The sequence below is a fragment of the Brevundimonas poindexterae genome (assembly GCF_020524625.1).
Classification (GTDB): Bacteria; Pseudomonadota; Alphaproteobacteria; order Caulobacterales; family Caulobacteraceae; genus Brevundimonas; species Brevundimonas poindexterae_A.
This window is the reverse complement of record NZ_JAIVLL010000003.1, coordinates 182282-199083: the sequence shown is the minus strand read 5'-3', so window position 1 is coordinate 199083 and position 16802 is coordinate 182282. Positions and strand designations below refer to the sequence as shown.

Genomic DNA, 16802 nt, shown 5'->3' with positions numbered 1-16802 from the left:
CGCGTACGCCGACGTGATAACGCAAAGTTATGCGAACAAGCGAAGCGCAATGGATTGGGCAGGCTCTGGCCAGGATTGAAGGGCCGCTTCTCAACCTCGGATCATCGACCGGAGCTTTCCGGACACAGGCGAAACCGCATATCGATCAGCACGTGTTCGCCCCCCTGAGGGCCCGGAACATCCAGATAATTCACGCCGATATGAAGGATGCTCCCGGTGTGGACATCGTCGGCGATGTCCTCGACCCGGCCTTCCAGCGACATCTGACCACCCTGGGCGTCCGGTCCCTTCTCGTATCCAACCTTCTGGAACATGTGAGCGATCCGCAGGCCGTCGCGCAGGCCTGCCGTTTGATCCTGCCGCACGGCGGGACGGTGTGTGTCACGGGTCCGTATGACTATCCTTATCATGCCGATCCGATCGACACGATGTACCGGCCCACGCCGCAGGAGTTCGCCGAGCTTTTCGAGGGAGAGTTGGTCCGGGGAGACATCATCGACGGTGGTGCCCTGCGCGATGACGTTTCGTCCCTGCCGCGCTACCTGGCCCAATCCGTCTGGCGCATCGCGAACTGGCCCAGACGCCCCCTCGCAGCCCGTGCGCGTGCCAGCGCCCTGCCCTACCTGCTCCGCCCCTATCGGATTTCCTGTGCCCTGATCCGCGTGCATGCAGACCCCGAACGCATCGCGGGGCGCAGCCAGATCACGGTGTGACAGGGGATGGTACGCCCCCTCGGGCTCGAACCGAGGACCCTCTGATTAAAAGTCAGATGCTCTAACCAACTGAGCTAGGGGCGCATCCGTCATTTCGGACGGCGCGGAACATAGGTGCGGTCGCATGTGGGGGCAAGCCGAAATCCGTGGCTGTTTTCAATGACAGGCGCTAGGTCAATTTCATGTCTCCGCTGACCGGCCTGCGCATTGTTGAGTTCGACGGACTGGGCCCCGTCACCTTTCTGGGCATGATGCTGGCCGATCTGGGCGCGGACGTTGTGCGGCTGACCCGGTCAGAGAGCGCGGCGGCCGCAGTGTTCACCGAGGTGGGCGGTGCCATCCTGCACCGGGGGCGGACGGCCGTGCCGGTCAATCTGAAAGACCCGCAGGACCATGCCCGGGTGCTGGATCTGGTTGCGCAAAGCCACGGGCTGATCGAAGGGTTTCGTCCCGGCGTGATGGAGCGGCTGGGTCTGGGGCCCGAGCCCTGCATGGCGCGCAATCCGGGTCTGGTGTTCGCAAGGGTCACCGGCTGGGGCCAGACCGGGCCGCTGGCGGATGCCGTCGGGCACGACATCAACTATCTGGCCCTGAGTGGCGCGTTGAGCACCTTTGGCGAAGCGGATCGACCGGCGCGACCGCCGCTCAATCTGGTCGGTGACTATGCCGGCGGCGCGATGATGGGGGCGATCGGCCTGCTGGCCGGGCTTTTGCAGGCCCGAACGACCGGGCGGGGAGCGGTAATCGACGTCGCCATGACCGATGGCGTGGCCCTGATGACCGCCCTGTTCCATGCGCTGAAAGCGCAGGGGCTGTGGACCGACGCGCGCGACGCAAACCTGCTGGACGGATCGACACCCTTCTATCGCTGCTATCGCTGTCGCGACGGGGGCGAGGTCGCAGTGGGGGCTCTGGAGCCCCGATTCTATGCCGCCCTGCTGGCCGGACTGGACCTGACGCCCGAGGACGCGCCGCAATACGACCGCAGCCGGTGGGGCGAGATTACCGACCGGTTCGCCGCAATTTTCGCGAAGCGGGACCGGGACGACTGGACTGCCCGGTTCGCCGGGACCGAGGCCTGTGTCACCCCCGTGCTCAGCCTGGGAGAAGCCGTGAGCAATGCCCACAACCGGGCCCGCGGCACCTTCACAGCCGAAGGGGGCCCTGCCCCGGCGCCGGTGTTCAACGGCACGCGCCCGGCGGCGGAGGCATCAGCTGGTCCCGCAGATATCGCCGACGCCCTGGCCCGCTGGTCCTAGGCAACCTCGGCCAGCGTCGGGGCGGTCGACCGCGACGCGCAGGCCTGGGCGAGGCTGTTGAACAGCCGCACCGGATCGATCGGCTTCGTCAGGAAGTCGGCGACGCCGATCCCGTCCCATGCCGCGCGGTGTGTATCCATGGCATTGGCCGTCAGGGCGATAACCGGCGTATCGCGGTTGGCGCCTTGCTCCCGCAGGCGACGCGAGGCCTCCAGCCCATCCATCACCGGCATCTGCATATCCATCAGAATGGCGTCGAACCGGCGCGTCGCACCCAGCTCCACGGCCTCTGCCCCGTTCTCGGCCAGGGTCAGGTCGCAGCCATGCGGCTCGAGCAGGAGGGACAGGATGCGGCGGTTCACCTCGTGATCATCGACCACGAGAATCGACATGCCCGCCAGCGTGATGGCTTCGGGCTCGACAACATCGGGGTCGGCGGCTGCCTGCCCCTCAAGGGCGACCGGGACCTCCAGCACGAAGCAGGACCCTTCGCCGGGCGTGCTCACGACCGTCAGGTCCCCGCCCATCAGGCGCGCCAGCCGGCGGCTGATCGCCAGGCCCAGCCCCGTGCCGCCGTAGCGACGGGTCGTGCCGGCCTCGACCTGTTCGAAGCTCTCGAAAATGTGGGGCAGGCGGTCCTCGGGGATGCCGCAGCCGGTGTCCGTGACCTCGATGCGCAGGCCCCCAAGTCGCTCACACCATCCGGCATGAACCGTGACCTGTCCGGCCTCGGTGAACTTCACGGCATTTGAAATGAGGTTGAACAGGATCTGCTGAACCCGCAGGGGATCGGTCCAGACCCGCTCGGGCACCGCATCGTCGACGGCCATGACCAGCTTCAGACCAGAGGCACTGGCCCGCGCTTCCCACAGGCGCGACAGGGCGACCATGCGCTCGCGCACGTCCATCTCGGCGTGCTCCAGCTCCATCTTTCCGGCCTCAATCTTGGAGAAGTCGAGCACATCGTTGAGCAGACCCATCAGCACATCGCCCGCGTCCACCAGCATGGCCACATGGTCACGTTGGGCGGGTTGAAGCTCGCTGGCCTTGAGCAGATTGGCCGCAGAGATGACCGCATTCATCGGGGTGCGAATCTCGTGGCTGATGGTCGCCAGGAAGTCCGACTTGGCCGCATTGGCTACCTGGGCCCGGGCCCGTTCCTCGTCGGCCTTTCGATTGGCTTCCCTGAGCGCCATGGTCGTGGCGGAGTTCTGACGGACGGCCACGACAAGGTGGCCGAGATAGAGCGCGCATCCCACCGCCACCAGCATTTCATACCAGACGCCGTTCCACGCCGCCCACAGGATCGGCAAGCCGAGGAAGTAGAGCCCATGAGGGATGGCCGCCGACAGCAGCAAGGCGCGCTGGTGATGCATATGCAGGCTGACGTGTAGCAGGCCGCCGGCCACCTGGACGGTCGCGAAGACACGCCCGACCTCTCCGCCATAGAGCCAGCAATAGGCCGAGATGGAGGAATAAATGGCCACATTGAGCGCCGCCGAGAGGCAGCACATGATCTTTCGCGCCGCAGAAGGAGGCACACGAGGGTTTCGACGCAGCGGCGAAAAAACGATCTCGTCCAGAACCTGTCCCAGCAGGACGGCGCTGTACCAGACAATGGGCCAGATTGACGGCGCCACGACAAACGCGGTGACGCCGATGAACGCCCCCAGCCCCAGTCGCGTTTTCAGCTCCCTGTGGCGGACCTCCGCAACGATCGCATAACCTGAATCCGGCATTCGAAGCCTCCCGAAGGCCGGCACCGTCGCACAAGATGTAAAAGGAATGGTTGCCACATGCCCGTCAGGGTTGTCGCCCGTGTCCCGGCAGGTTGCATGGCGCGGGGAACACCTTGCGAAGCCGGGCATTTCATGCTGACCACGGCTGTTCGTCGATCGAGGGGAATCTTCATGACCAAGGCACTCACACTGACCGGCCTCGCCGGTATTGCAGCGGCGATGCTCGCCCTGTCGGCCTGCGACAATCCGCCGGCGGATGAAGGGCTGGAGCCCATTGGTCCGGAAGTCGCCGAGCCCGAGGTTCCGATGCAGCCCGAGCCGGTCGAACCGCCCGCCGAAGCGGAGATGCCGGTCCAGCCTCCGCCCACCCTGCCGACCGACGATCGTACGTCGGAAGAATCGGTTCGCCCTGACTCTGACACGATGTTCTATTGATAAGGCCGTCGTCCCGGCCCTGCCGGCGATGATCGTCCGCCGCTCCTGCCGTCCGGGTCACCCTTGCTGAAGAACCGAACCTTCCTGCTGACCGCCCTCGCGGTCTTCAGCCTGTCCGCCAGCCCGGCGCTGGCGGACCCGAAGGCGCGCGTTCGCGGCAATATGGATGACGAGCTGCGCGACCGGATCATCGAGGTCATCGGCGAGGTCGACGGTCCGCCCGCCAGCCGGTTCGAGGCGCGCCGTCATGCCCGTGCCGCCGCTGAAGCCGCAGAGGCGCTGTTGCGGTCGGAGGGCTATTACCAGGCCCAGATCGAGGATCTGGTCGAGGGCGAGGAGACGCCGGTCGCCGTCATCCTGATCGACACCGGTCAGCGTTTCGTTCTGACCGAGCCGACGGTGACCTGGACCGACGAGACTCCCTTGCCCGGGATCGAGGCCGAGGTCCGCTCGGAGATCGACCTGGAGCCCGGCGCGCCCGGCCGTGCCATCGATGTGATCGCCGCAGAAGGCCGCATCGTCGCCGGTCTGACGCGTCGCGGCTATGCCGATGCCAAGGCCGAGACACGTCGTGTCGTGGTCGACCATGCGACCCATACGGTCGAGCCGGAGTATCGGATCGATTCCGGCTCACTGGTCACCCTTGACGGCGTGGTGCTGCAGACCCGGGGCGTCACCAATCCGCGCTGGGTCGCCGGCCTGGCGCCCTGGGATGAAGGGGATGTGTATGACCCCGAGAACGTCGCCGAGCTGGAACGGCGCCTGCTAGAAACAGGCGTCTATGACGGCGTGGGGGTGGCCCTCTCGCCGCCGGGCCAGACGACACCGGACGGCAACCGCCCCGTCATCGTCAGCCTGACCGACCGCCCGGCCCGTGTTCTCGAAGCCGGCGCCACCCTGTCCACGGCCGAAGGCGCCGGCGTCGACTTCATCTGGACCCACTACAACCGCTTCGGACGGGCCGACACCCTGCGCTATCAAGCGCGGCTGGCCGGCATCGACAGCCGTCTGGGTGTGGACCTCAGCCTGCCGCACTGGCGCCGTCCCGGACGCACCGCCAAACTGTCGGCAGCCATCGTCAATGAAGATACTGACGCCTATCGCCGGACCGGCATCAGCCTTGCGGCCGACCTGAACCAGCGCCTCGGGCGGACCTCCTACTTCAGCTACGGGATCGGGCTGGACGCGGGGCAGTATTCCGAAAGCCGGTTCGATCCGATCACCCAGCTTCCGGTCAAATCCGACCGCGACCTCGCGCTGCTGACCCTGCGCGGCAGCAGCTATATGGACCGGTCGAACGATCCGTTGAATCCGACCAGCGGGTGGCGCCTGACCGTATCGGCCCAGCCGACCGTGGTGGCGGGCGAGGACAGCCTCGCCTTCCTGCGCGCCGAAGCCCAGGCCACGACCTATGTGCCGATCGACTCCGAAGGCCGCACCATCATCGCCGGCCGCCTGCGCCTCGGCAGCATCCTGGGCGGCGATGAGTTGAGCATCCCGTCGGACCGCCTGTTCTACTCGGGCGGAGGTGGCTCGGTTCGCGGCTTTGCCTATCAGGGGGTAGCCCCCCGCCTGCCCGACGACACCCCGCGCGGCGGCCTGTCGCTGTTCGAAACCTCCCTGGAAGTGCGCCGCGATCTGGGCCGCAATTTCGGCGCCGTGGTGTTCGTCGACGCGGGCGCCATCGGATTCCAGGAGACGCCGAACTTCAATAATCTGAGGTACGGGGTCGGCGCCGGTGTGCGCTACAACCTGCCCTTCGGTCCGATCCGCGCCGACATCGCCTTCCCGCTCGAGCGCCGCCCGGCGGATGCCGACTTCCAGATCTACATCAGTATCGGCCAGGCGTTTTGACCGACCCCGCCCCGCCCTCCTCCGAGCCTGATACCCCGGCCGAGACCCGGAAGAAGCGATCGCTGGCGCGCCGCATCGCGATCGGCGTCGGCATTGGCATGGGCGTTCTCGTGGTCCTGCTGGGCATCGCCCTGCTGGGCGGACGGGCCTATCTGCTCAGCGACGCGGGCCGCGAACTGGTCAGCACCTTCGCCAACGGCAAGAAGGTCGGCCGGTACGGTCGCATCAATGTCGAAGGCCTGTCAGGCGATCTGTTCAACGACTTCACCATCGCCCGCGTCACGGTCACCGACGAAGAAGGCGTCTGGCTTGAGGTCACAGACCTTCGCGTGGACTGGAGCTACCTGCCCCTGCTGGGCAAGCGCTTCCATGCCGACGAGATCACTGCCGAACGCATTCAGCTGTTGCGGCGGCCGATCGTCGAGGTGTCGAATGACCCGCCCTCGGCCATGCCACTGGACATCGACATCGACCATTTCGCGGCCGAGGTCGAACTGCACGAGGACTTCAGCAAGACCTATGGTCACTGGCGCCTGGAGGGCGAGGCCGAAGTCCTGCGCAAGGGCCGAACCACGGCGGTGGTCGACGCCTACAGCCTCGACCGTCCCGGCGACTTCCTGAAGCTGGACGCGACGCTGGGCGACTCGCTCGACACCATGCAGGTCAATCTGGAAGCGCGAGAGGCCCGCGGCGGGCCGCTGGCCGGGGCTCTCGGTTATTCGCCCGACCGGCCGTTCGAGATTACTGCCGTCGCCAACGGCCGCGTGATCGATGCGACGGCACAGACCGGCGACTTCGTGCCGCTGCGCGTGAAGGGGCGCTTCAGCGACACGGGTGCCCGCGCTGCGGGCTACGTCAATTTCAGCGGGTCGGACCTGTTCGCGCCCTTCATCGACCGGATCGGCCGGACGGCACGGTTCGGGCTCGCGGGCATCCCTCTGGAGAACCAAGAGGGCGTGCAGGCCGTCGCCTGGCGCCTCTACGCCGACAACATCACCACCAGGGTGGACGGCCAGGTCCATGTCGACGACCTGAGCAGCCCCGACGGCCTGTCGGTCGACATCGCAACGCCCTCCCTGTCCCGACTGGCGGGCGTGCCGATCGCCGGAGCCTCGACCTATTCGGGGACGTTCACGGGCAAGGCCTCCGACTGGTCGCTCAAGGGCCAGGTCGACCTGCGGAACACCGAGTTGGCCAGCTATCGCGCCCTGCAGCTTCAGGGCCCGCTGTCGCTGACCGGCGGTGACCGGGGCTATGCCCTTGCTACCACTCTTGCCGCGTCCGGCGGTTCGCGCGCCGGCGTGATCGGTGGACTGCTGGGCGCCACGCCGCGCCTGCAAGCCGATCTGGTCTATGGGACCGATGGCTCCGTGCTCCTGCGCAAGGTTGATCTGGATGGGGCCGCCATCCAGCTGAACGGCTCGGGCGGACGCGCCCTGAACGGCGCCCTGCGGTTCTCCGGCAATGCCGACATCACCGATGTCTCGGCCCTGTCCGACCGGGCTTCAGGCTCCTTCAGCGGTCCGATCCGGGCCACAAGCACTCCGTCCACCGGGGCCTGGACGTTCAGCTTCGACGGCCGGGCACGCAATCTGGCCACCGGTATGGATGAACTGGACCGCCTGCTGGGGCCTTCGCCCAGCCTCGATCTGGGCGGCACCCTGCGGAACGGACAGCTTGAGGTCACCCAGGCGCAGCTGGACGGCGAAAAGGGCGAGGCCACGGCCAAGGGTCTGATCGGCCTGGACGGCGCGCTGAAGCTGGCGGTCGACTGGTCGGCCACCGGGCCATTTGGTGTCGGACCCGTCGAGATCGACGGTGCCATGCAGGGCGACGGCGCCCTGACCGGCACCATGGCCCAGCCGCGCCTTGATCTGACTGCCGGGTTCGAATGGGTCGCCGTGGGTCCCATGGATCTGCGCGATACCCGACTGGTGCTCAGCTTCCGCAAGGGCGACGACGCTTCGGATGGTCGCGTGGCCATCACCGGCGACTCTGCCTTCGGCCCGGCGAAGGCTGTCGCAAACTTCTATCTCGGCGATGAGGTCATCCAGCTCAGCGATGTGGACATCGACGCGGGCGGTGTGATCGCACGGGGCTACATCGGCCTGTCGAACAGCTTCCCCTCACAGGCCGATCTCGTGTTCCAGGCCCGGCCCGGGGCCTTCCTCAGTGCCGGCGAGGTCGACGGTCGCCTGCGCCTGACCGATGCCCCGGGACAGGATGCGGCGCTGATCGCGATCACCGGGCGTGGTGTGCGCTTTGCCGGTTCGCCCTATGTGATCCGTACCTTACAGCTGGGCGGTCGCGGTTCGCTGGAACGCCTGCCCTTCCATGTTGTTCTCGACATGGGCGGCCCGACTCCGGCCCAGTTCGAGGGGGATGCCGTCTATGCCCGCACGGACGCCGCCCAGACCCTGACCCTGACCGGCGGCGGACAGGTGCGCGATGTCGAATTCTCGACGCGCAATCCGATGGTGCTGGCCTTCGCCGAGGATGGCCGCGTGGCCCGCGTCGACCTGTCCGTCGGGGGCGGGATCCTGATGGGTGAAATGCGGCAGGGCGAGGACTCCGTTGTCGTCCAGGCCGACCTGACCCGCGTCGAGCTGGGGTCCATCCTTGAGGACCTGCGCGGTCAGGTGACCGGCCGCGTCTCGCTGCGCGGCGCCGGAGAGGACCTGTCCGGATCGGCCAATGTGTCCCTCGCCAATGTGCGCAGCATCGACGCGCCCTCGAACATGACCATTGGCGGCACGCTTGATGCCACCCTGGTCGACAACCGGCTGAACCTCGATTTCGTCGCCAGCGGCGAAGGGTCGGTCGACGCGCGGATCGACGTGACCCTGCCGGTCGTGGCCTCGGCCGCCCCGCTGCGTCTCGCCATCGCTCGTACCGAGCCCATGTCGGGCGAGGTCGACATTCGCGGCCAGATCAAACCGCTCTGGGATGTCTTCGCCGGCGGCGAGCGCAGTCTGGCGGGTCAGGTCCAGGCGCAGGCCACCCTGGGCGGCACCCTGAACGCGCCCCGCCTGACGGGAACCCTGAATGTCTCGGAGGGCGACTTCCGTGATGCGGCCTCGGGTCTGCGCCTCAGCGACCTGCGGCTGGACACCCGCTTCGACGACACCACCGCCCTGATACAGACTTTTACGGCCAAAGACGGTGCGGGCGGCGAGGTCAGCGGCAGCGGCCGTATCGGCCTGCGCGAGGGCAGCGGCTCGTCGCTCAAGCTCGACTTCCGCCGCTTCCGTGTGATCGATAACGAGATCGCCTCGGCGCGCGGGTCGGGGGAGCTGACCGTCACGCGGGCAACGGACGGCAACATCACGCTGGAAGGCGATCTGACGGTCGACGAGGCCCGGATCGAACCGGAGCTGCCGGGCAACAACGGCGTCGTGACCATGGACGTCGTCGAGATCAACCGGCCCGGCGGTGACCCCGACGATTCGGTCGAACAGCAGGCCGCCGGACCCCAGATCGGCCTGAACATCCGCATTCGGTCGCGGGGTGGCAATGTCGAGGTCTCGGGCCGGGGCCTGAACGTTCTGATGAACATCGACGCCCGCGTGGGCGGCACCCTGACCCGCCCCACCCTGTCGGGCATGGCCCGGGTAGCACGCGGCGATTACGAGTTCGCGGGCAAGCGCTTCGTCTTCGACGAAGACGGCTATGTTGAACTGTCGACCGATCCCGCCTTGATCCGCCTCAACCTCGAAGCGGTCCGCGAGGACCCGGTCCTCACCGCCAGCATCCGGGTGACCGGAACGGCGGCCAAGCCCGTCATTGCCCTGACCTCGACCCCGGCCCTGCCGCAGGACGAAATCCTGTCCCAGGTCCTGTTCGGGCGTTCGGCGTCGCAACTGTCCCCGGTCGAGGCGGCCCAGCTGGCCTCCGGTGTCGCCTCGCTGGCGGGCGGCGGAGGATTCGATGTGATCGGGGGCTTGCGCGAGCTGGCCGGCCTCGACCGCCTGTCCTTCGGCGGCGAGGCTTCGGCCCTCACCGTCGCCGGGGGCCGCTACATCTCGGATGACGTCTATCTCGAGGTGATCGGCGGCGGAGAGGGCGGCGCTGCCGTCAGCGTGGAATGGCAGGTCCGGCGCAATCTGGCCGTGACCTCGCGCTTCGGCGGACAAGGCGAAGCCAGCCTGTCCGTCCGTTGGCGGCGCGAGAGCCGCAGGCCCGGCGAGCGCCGGGACCGCAGGCCCAATACACGCGACTAGCTGTTCGGGAATTCAGCCTTGTTGAGCTGGTTCAGCTTCGCCGCACCGCGATAGCCAGCGATGTGCATCACCAGTTCGACCAGGAGCACGACAAGGGTCAGCACAGTCAACCAGAGAGGGGTCTGCGCAGCCGCAGGGAGGTCCATCTGGCTTTCCATGGCCAGGCCCGAGAGGCTGGAGAGCAGACCGAAGGCCACCAGAATGATGAACAGGATCGGGATAAACCGGTTGGGTTTCGCCCACTGAACCAGGCCAAATATCGCCTGCACGACCACCATGGCGATCGACATGACCACCACAGCGCCCGCCATGGCGCTGGCCATGCCCACGACAGCGGCGTCGCCCTGGGCGTTCTCCACCATTGCGGCTTCCATGGCTTCGGTGCCGCCCGTCATGGTTTTCACCACGCCGAAGATTCCGAAGGCGACGCCCAGGAATATCGCCAGCGCACTGGCGCGCGCCGCGGCGACGGCTTCCGGCCGCGTGTTGATCGGCGCCGTCGGATTGCTCGCCTTGACCCAGTCAGTCATCAGATTGTCCCCCCAAGTGAAAGGACTACCCTAGAGGGTAGCGGACGACGTCGTAAATCCCCGCCCTTCACCTTTGACGGAAGGGTCGTTAGGGTCCGCCCGCATGCAGATACGTCCTGAAGACCAGATCGTGCTCGACCACGTCGCAGCGCGCCGTGAGGCCTTGATCGGGCGCGCCATCGACTGGGCCAACATCAACTCCGGCAGCCGTAACACCCGGGGTTTGGACCGCGTCCTCGTCGCCATCGAGGAATCACTCGGCGCCCTGCCCTGCCGGACCGAACGGGTCGAGACATCCGCCTCAAGCCGCATCGAGGATGATGGCCGCGAGGTGCCGCTGACCTTTGCCCCCGCGCTCAAGCTGACCCAGCGACCGGACGCCCCGATACAGGTGGTCCTGACCGGCCACTATGACACGGTGTTCGACGCCGACAGTCCGTTCCAGACGGTCGGCACCCGGGCCGACGGCGCTCTGAACGGCCCCGGCATCGCCGACATGAAGGGCGGCATCTCCGTCCTGCTGGGCGCCCTCGAGGCATTCGAACGCCACCCCGACAGGGACAAGGTCGGCTGGACCGTACTGCTGTCTCCGGACGAGGAGATCGGGTCCCCCGGCTCCGCCCCCCTGCTGGCCGAGCTGGGCGCCCGCGGGCATCTGGGCCTGACGTATGAACCGTCGCTGCCCGACGGCAGTCTGGCAGGCGCCCGGAAGGGCAGCGGAAACTTCCACATCGTGGTGCGGGGCAAGTCGGCCCACGCCGGCCGCGCCTACCACGAAGGCGTCAACGCGACGGCGGGCGCCGCTCGCCTGGCGACCGCGCTCGACGACCTGAACGGCCAGCGCGAGGGCGTGACCGTCAATGTGGCCAGGATCTCGGGCGGAGGCGCGCTGAACGTCGTGGCCGACACGGCCGTGGTCCGCTTCAATGTGCGGGTACCGGCCCCGGAGGATGCCGACTGGATTGAGGGCCGCATCCGCGACCTCGCTTCGCGCCCGCCGATCGAGGGCGCGACCGTTGAACTGCACGGGGGGTTCACGCGCCCGCCCAAACCGATGGACGCTGCCCAGACCGCCCTGTTCGAGGCGGTGCGCCAGACCGGGGCCTTGCTGAACCAGACCATGCGCTGGCAGTCCTCGGGCGGGGTCTGCGAAGGCAATAATCTGCATGCCGCGGGCCTGCCCAATATCGATACCCTGGGCGTCATCGGCGGCGCGATCCATTCGGATCAGGAGTTCGCCTGGCCCGACAGCTTCGTCGAGCGCGCCCAGCTGTCCGCCCTTATCCTGTGCAAGGTCGCCTCGGGCGAAATCGACGCCCCGCACCTCAAACAGCTCCGTCTTCAGTCCAGGTAGGTTTCATGCTGGTTGTTCGCCCCGCCGGTCCCGGCGATCTGGATTCCCTGCTGGAGCTGGCCATTTTGTCCGGCCCCGGTTTCACCAGCCTGCCGGAAGACCCTGATCAGCTCAGCGAGCGGCTGGACCTCAGCCGCGACAGCTTCGGCGGCCGGAATGAGCCCCAGGAGCGCTGGTACACCCTGATGCTCGAGGAGAGCGACACGGGCGATGTGGACGGCGTGGGATCAGTCAAGGCGGCCGTGGGCCTCAACCGGCCCTTCTTCAGCTTCCGGGTGGTGAACAACACCCAGTCCTCGCCCTCCCTTGGAATCCGGCTGGACCAGAAGACGCTGGTGCTGGTGAATGAATGCACGGGCTGGTCCGAGGTCGGCTCGCTTTTCCTGAAGGCCGACCGTCGCAAGGGCGGTGCCGGACGCCTGCTCAGCCAGTCGCGCTACATGCTGATCGGGGCCGAGCCGGACCTGTTCGCCGATACCGTGCTGGCCGAACTGCGCGGCGTGTTTACTCCAGATGGGGCCTGCCCCTTCTGGGATCATGTGGCGCACAAATTCTTCCCGATGGATTTCGAGGAAGCCGACCGGATGACCGGCTCGACCGACAAGCAGTTCATCCTCGATCTGGCGCCCCGGCATCCGGTCTATGTCGAGCTTTTGCCCGAACCGGCCCGGGCGGTGATCGGCAAGGTCCATCCCCAGGGCATCCCCGCCATGGCCCTGCTGGAATCCGAGGGCTTCCGGCCCAACGGCCTTATCGACATTTTCGACGCAGGCCCGACCGTCACCTGCCGACGCGACGACATCCGCACCGTGCGTGACGCGCGGGTTCTGACCGTCCGCATTGTCGACCAGCCCGACGCCGAGCTTCCCGCCCTGATCTCGACCACCAGCGTCTCGGGCTTCCGGGCGGTGCGTCAGAAGGCGGCGATCGACGGCGACCAAGCCTATATCGATCGCGAGACGGCCGCCGCCCTCAAGGTGCGCGACGGCGAAACCATACGAGTGAAATCATGACTGCAGCCCCGCTTTCCGGCCCCCGCTTTGCCTCGATCGACCCCACCACGGGCGAAGAGGTCTGGGGCGGCCCGTCCTCCAGCCAACGGGATGTCGCCGAGGCCGTCACCCGCGCCCGCGAGGCCTTCCCTGACTGGGCCGCCCGGCCCCGGCAGGCGCGCATCGATGCCGCAAAGCGCTATCAGGCCGTACTGGCGTCACGCGCCGACGAACTGGCGCAGATCATCTCCATGGAGACCGGCAAGGCACTCTGGGAAACCCGTGCCGAACTGGGGGCCATGCAGGGCAAGGTCGACATCTCGATCCGCGCCTATGAGGAGCGCACCGGCGAGCGCAGCAAGGAGACCGGCTTCGGCCGCGCCACCCTGCGCCACCGTCCGCACGGAGTGGCGGCGGTGCTGGGGCCGTTCAACTTCCCCGGCCACCTTCCAAACGGTCACATCATCCCGGCCCTGCTGGCCGGCGACACCGTGGTCTTCAAGCCCTCCGAGCACACTCCCCTGATCGGTCAGGAAATGGTCGAGTGCTTCAAGGCGGCGGACCTGCCCGAAGGCGTGGTCAATCTGGTTCAGGGCGGCGCCCAGACCGGCGCCGCACTGCTGGAGCGCGACATCGACGCCCTGATGTTCACCGGCTCGGGTGCGGCCGGGGCCCATTTCAAAAAGCTGTTCGCCGACAATCCGCATGTGATCCTGGCTCTGGAACTGGGCGGCAACAATCCGCTGGTCGTCTGGGACGCGGCCGATGCCGAGGCTGTTGCCGGCATTGTGGCCATGAGCGCCTTTGTCACCACCGGCCAGCGATGCTCCTGCGCCGGGCGCCTGATCATTGAGGAAGGTCCGCGCGGCAATGCGGTGATCGAGGCCGTGGTCGCCTTCATGGACCGGCTGATCTATGCGCCCTGGAACAGCAGCCCCGAGCCGTTCGGCGGCCCCCTCATCTCGGCCCATGCCGCCAGCCAGGCCCGCGAGGCCCTGCGTGCCCGGATCGATATGGGCGCAAGGGTGATCCGGGACAGCGGACCGATCGACGGCCTGTCCGGCGCCTTCGTGAAGCCAGCGCTGATCGACATCACCGGCGTCGACGTACCGGATGAGGAGATTTTCGCGCCCTTCCTGCAGGTGACCCGCGTGGCGACCTTCGATGACGCGATAGAGATGGCCAATGAGACCCGCTATGGCCTGTCGGCCGGGCTTGTCTCGGACAATCCTGCCAACTGGAACCACTTCATCCATCGCATCCGGGCGGGCGTCGTGAACTTCAACCGGCCGACCACCGGCGCCGCCGGTGACATGCCGTTCGGCGGTCTGGGCGCCAGCGGCAACCACCGGCCCAGCGCCTATTATGCGGCCGACTACTGCGCCTATCCGGTGGCCAGTTTCGAGGCCGACGGCGTCAAGAATATCGAGAGCGAGATCAAGGGCCTGAAGGCGTGAACTCATCTGCTGTCGAAGCCAATGCCGACGGACTGATCGGGCCGACGCACTCCTATGCGGGACTGTCGCCGGGTAATCTGGCCTCCAGTCTGAACAAGGGTGAGGCCTCCAATCCCCGGGCCGCTGTCCTTCAGGGGCTGGAAAAGATGAAGCTGCTGGCGGACCTCGGCCTGCCGCAATTTGTCCTGCCTCCTCACGAACGCCCGGACATCGGCTTCCTTAAAAGCCTCGGCTTTGCGGGATCGGATAGCCAGGTGCTGGAGACCGCCTGGAAACAGGCGCCCTCCCTCGCCGCCGCGGCCTGTTCGGCCTCGCCGATGTGGGCCGCCAACGCCGCGACCGTGACCCCCTCGGCCGACAGCGCGGATGGGCGCGTTCATTTCACGCCCGCCAATCTGGTCACCAATCTGCATCGCTCGCTGGAGCACGCCCAGACGAAGCGGGCCCTCGACGCCCTCTTCCCCGACCCGGCGCGCTTCGCGGTCCACAACGCCCTGCCGTCGGTGGGTCATCTGGCGGATGAAGGCGCGGCCAATCACGTCCGCCTGTGCGCCGACCATGGATCGGCCGGCGTCAACCTGCTGGTCTGGGGACGCGAAGCCTGGGAGGGCTGGGACGGCCCCTACCCGGCACGCCAGACGCGCGAGGCGTCAGAGGCGCTCGCCCGTCGGCACGGCGCCTCAGGCGTTGTGCTGGCCCGCCAGGGCAAGGCCGCGATTGCCGGAGGCACCTTCCACAACGATGTGGTCTGCGTGGGCGCCCTGGACACCCTGTTCTTCCACGAGCTGGCGTTTGAGGACGCGGCCGCCACTCTGGAGGCGATCCGACGCGCGGCCGACGGTTTCGAGCCCAGGTTCGTCGAAGTCTCCGCGACCGACCTGCCCCTGGCGGATGCGATCAGCAGCTATCTGTTCAACTCCATGCTGATCCGGATCCCCGGTGAGGATCGCCTGACCCTGATCTGCCCGACCGAGACCGAGGAGAATCCGCGCAGTCGGGCCGTCGCCGAACGGATCGCAGGCTCGAACGGCCCCATTGGTCAGGTCCGCTATGTGGACGTGCGCCAGTCGATGCGGAACGGCGGGGGTCCCGCCTGCCTGCGCCTCCGGGTGGTGCTGAACGAGGCGGAACTGGCCGCCACCAGCGACGCCATGCGGTTCACCCCCGCGCTGCATGCGAAGCTCAATGAGTGGGCCGGTCGCCACTACAGGGACGAGCTGACGCCACGCGACCTGTCCGATCCCGACCTGCTGGTCGAGAGCCGGACCGCCCTCGATGCGCTCACCGTGCTCCTGGGCCTGGGCAGCGACTTCTACCCGTTCCAGCGCACCTAGGCGGCGAAGCGCCCGCCCTTGGTCGCATAGGCCTGGGTGCCGCGGGTGAAGACGGTGTCGGACGGCAGGATCGCGTCGATGGCGATGTCGTCCTTGCCCTCCAGGCGATCGTAGATCGGTCCGAAGTCGCGCAGGGTCTCGTCCTTCAGCCCCTCGAGACTGTCGATCACGAAGTAGACCTGCTGGAAATCGTCGATCCGGTACAGGGTCCGCATCACCCGTTCGAGGTCGAAGCCGATCCGGTTGGGCGACGGATCCTCGACGGCGAACACGCTCTCTGTGGCCGACGACACAATGCCGGCGCCATAGATCCGCAGGCCGTCGGCCTCCTTCATCAGGCCGAACTCGACCGTGTACCAGTACAGCCGCGCCAGATTGGCCAGCATGCCGCGCCGTGCGGCCCGCTGCCCGCCCTTGCCATAGGCTTCCATATAGGCGGCGAAATCCGGGTCGGTCAGCATGGGCACGTGGCCGAACACATCGTGGAAGATGTCCGGCTCCTGCAGATAGTCCAGCTGATCGGGCTTGCGGATGAACTGGCCGGACGGGAAGCGCCGGTTGGCCAGATGGTCGAAAAACACCTCATCCGGCACTAGGCCCGGCACACACACGACGGTCCAGCCGGTCAGGGCCTGCAGCTTGGGGTTCATGACCTCGAAGTCGGGGATGCCCCCGGTGTTGAGGTCCAGCGCCTCCAGTCCCTTGAGGAAGACCTCGCTGGCCCGGCCGGGCAGGATCTTCATCTGGCGGGCGTACAGCGTATTCCAGGTATCGTGTTCGACCCGGGTGTAGGCGGACCAGTCCTGCGGAATGGTCCAGTCCTCGGCCGCCCCTTCGGGCGGGGCTTCAAAGACGTGCTCGAAATCGGACATGAGGCCCTCTTCTTGCGGGTTGTTCGGCTGCGCCCACCCTAGG

At 67.2% G+C, this 16802-nt stretch carries 12 protein-coding genes and 1 tRNA gene; 9 read left to right on the top strand and 4 right to left on the bottom strand.

The features are described 5' to 3' along the window. Positions 1–29 precede the first annotated feature (29 nt). The gene (locus LC068_RS11635; protein WP_226637403.1) at positions 30–713 is read left to right on the top strand and encodes a hypothetical protein; all 684 of its coding nucleotides are present in this window, start codon (positions 30–32) and stop codon (positions 711–713) included. A 7-nt stretch (positions 714–720) separates the two neighbouring features. Here the strand turns inward: LC068_RS11635 and LC068_RS11630 are convergent. Next, positions 721–797 (bottom strand) — tRNA-Lys (locus LC068_RS11630). A gap of 98 nt (positions 798–895) precedes the next feature. Here LC068_RS11630 and LC068_RS11625 point away from each other — a divergent pair. Then, a complete protein-coding gene (locus tag LC068_RS11625; RefSeq protein WP_226637402.1) occupies positions 896–1972 on the top strand; it encodes a CaiB/BaiF CoA transferase family protein in 1077 nt (358 codons plus the stop codon). Here the strand turns inward: LC068_RS11625 and LC068_RS11620 are convergent. Continuing rightward, positions 1969–3711, bottom strand: coding sequence for an ATP-binding protein (locus LC068_RS11620; protein WP_226637399.1), 1743 nt, complete (start codon positions 3709–3711; stop codon positions 1969–1971). The genes LC068_RS11625 and LC068_RS11620 overlap by 4 nt on opposite strands. Positions 3712–3882: 171 nt before the next feature. Here LC068_RS11620 and LC068_RS11615 point away from each other — a divergent pair, with 171 nt between their 5' ends. The 3 genes from LC068_RS11615 to LC068_RS11605 all read left to right on the top strand — a co-directional run bounded on the left by LC068_RS11615 (position 3883) and on the right by LC068_RS11605 (position 10220). Next, on the top strand, positions 3883–4146 hold the full coding sequence (locus tag LC068_RS11615) for a hypothetical protein (RefSeq protein WP_226637397.1): 264 nt from the start codon (positions 3883–3885) through the stop codon (positions 4144–4146). Positions 4147–4209: 63 nt separating this feature from the next. Then, a complete protein-coding gene (locus LC068_RS11610; protein WP_319002505.1) occupies positions 4210–6000 on the top strand; it encodes an autotransporter assembly complex protein TamA in 1791 nt (596 codons plus the stop codon). Continuing rightward, positions 5997–10220: a translocation/assembly module TamB domain-containing protein gene (locus tag LC068_RS11605; protein ID WP_226637395.1), complete on the top strand. Its 4224-nt coding sequence runs from the start codon at positions 5997–5999 to the stop codon at positions 10218–10220. The genes LC068_RS11610 and LC068_RS11605 overlap by 4 nt, the downstream gene beginning before the upstream one ends. Here LC068_RS11605 and LC068_RS11600 read toward each other — a convergent pair. Beyond that, positions 10217–10750, bottom strand: a complete 534-nt coding sequence (locus tag LC068_RS11600) for a hypothetical protein (protein ID WP_226637393.1) — start codon at positions 10748–10750, stop codon at positions 10217–10219. The genes LC068_RS11605 and LC068_RS11600 overlap by 4 nt on opposite strands. A 103-nt stretch (positions 10751–10853) precedes the next feature. On the opposite strand from LC068_RS11600, the gene LC068_RS11595 reads away from it, so the two are divergent. Genes LC068_RS11595 through astB form a run of 4 tightly spaced genes read left to right on the top strand, consistent with a single transcriptional unit; the run spans position 10854 to position 15887 of the window. After that, the gene (locus tag LC068_RS11595) at positions 10854–12104 is read left to right on the top strand and encodes a hydrolase (RefSeq protein ID WP_226637391.1); all 1251 of its coding nucleotides are present in this window, start codon (positions 10854–10856) and stop codon (positions 12102–12104) included. A 5-nt stretch (positions 12105–12109) separates the two neighbouring features. Further along, positions 12110–13117: an arginine N-succinyltransferase gene (locus tag LC068_RS11590; RefSeq protein ID WP_226637389.1), complete on the top strand. Its 1008-nt coding sequence runs from the start codon at positions 12110–12112 to the stop codon at positions 13115–13117. After that, entirely contained in the window at positions 13114–14553 is a 1440-nt protein-coding gene (gene astD, locus LC068_RS11585) for a succinylglutamate-semialdehyde dehydrogenase (RefSeq protein ID WP_226637387.1), read from the top strand. Before LC068_RS11590 ends, astD begins: the two co-directional genes overlap by 4 nt. Then, positions 14550–15887 (top strand): N-succinylarginine dihydrolase, encoded by a 1338-nt coding sequence (gene astB, locus LC068_RS11580; RefSeq protein ID WP_226637385.1) that lies wholly within the window; start codon positions 14550–14552, stop codon positions 15885–15887. The genes astD and astB overlap by 4 nt, the downstream gene beginning before the upstream one ends. Here astB and phhA read toward each other — a convergent pair. Further along, complete coding sequence (phhA, locus tag LC068_RS11575) at positions 15884–16759, bottom strand: phenylalanine 4-monooxygenase (RefSeq protein WP_209119520.1); 876 nt, start codon at positions 16757–16759, stop codon at positions 15884–15886. The two genes, astB and phhA, sit on opposite strands and share 4 nt — an antisense overlap. Between the last annotated feature and the right edge of the window lie 43 nt (positions 16760–16802).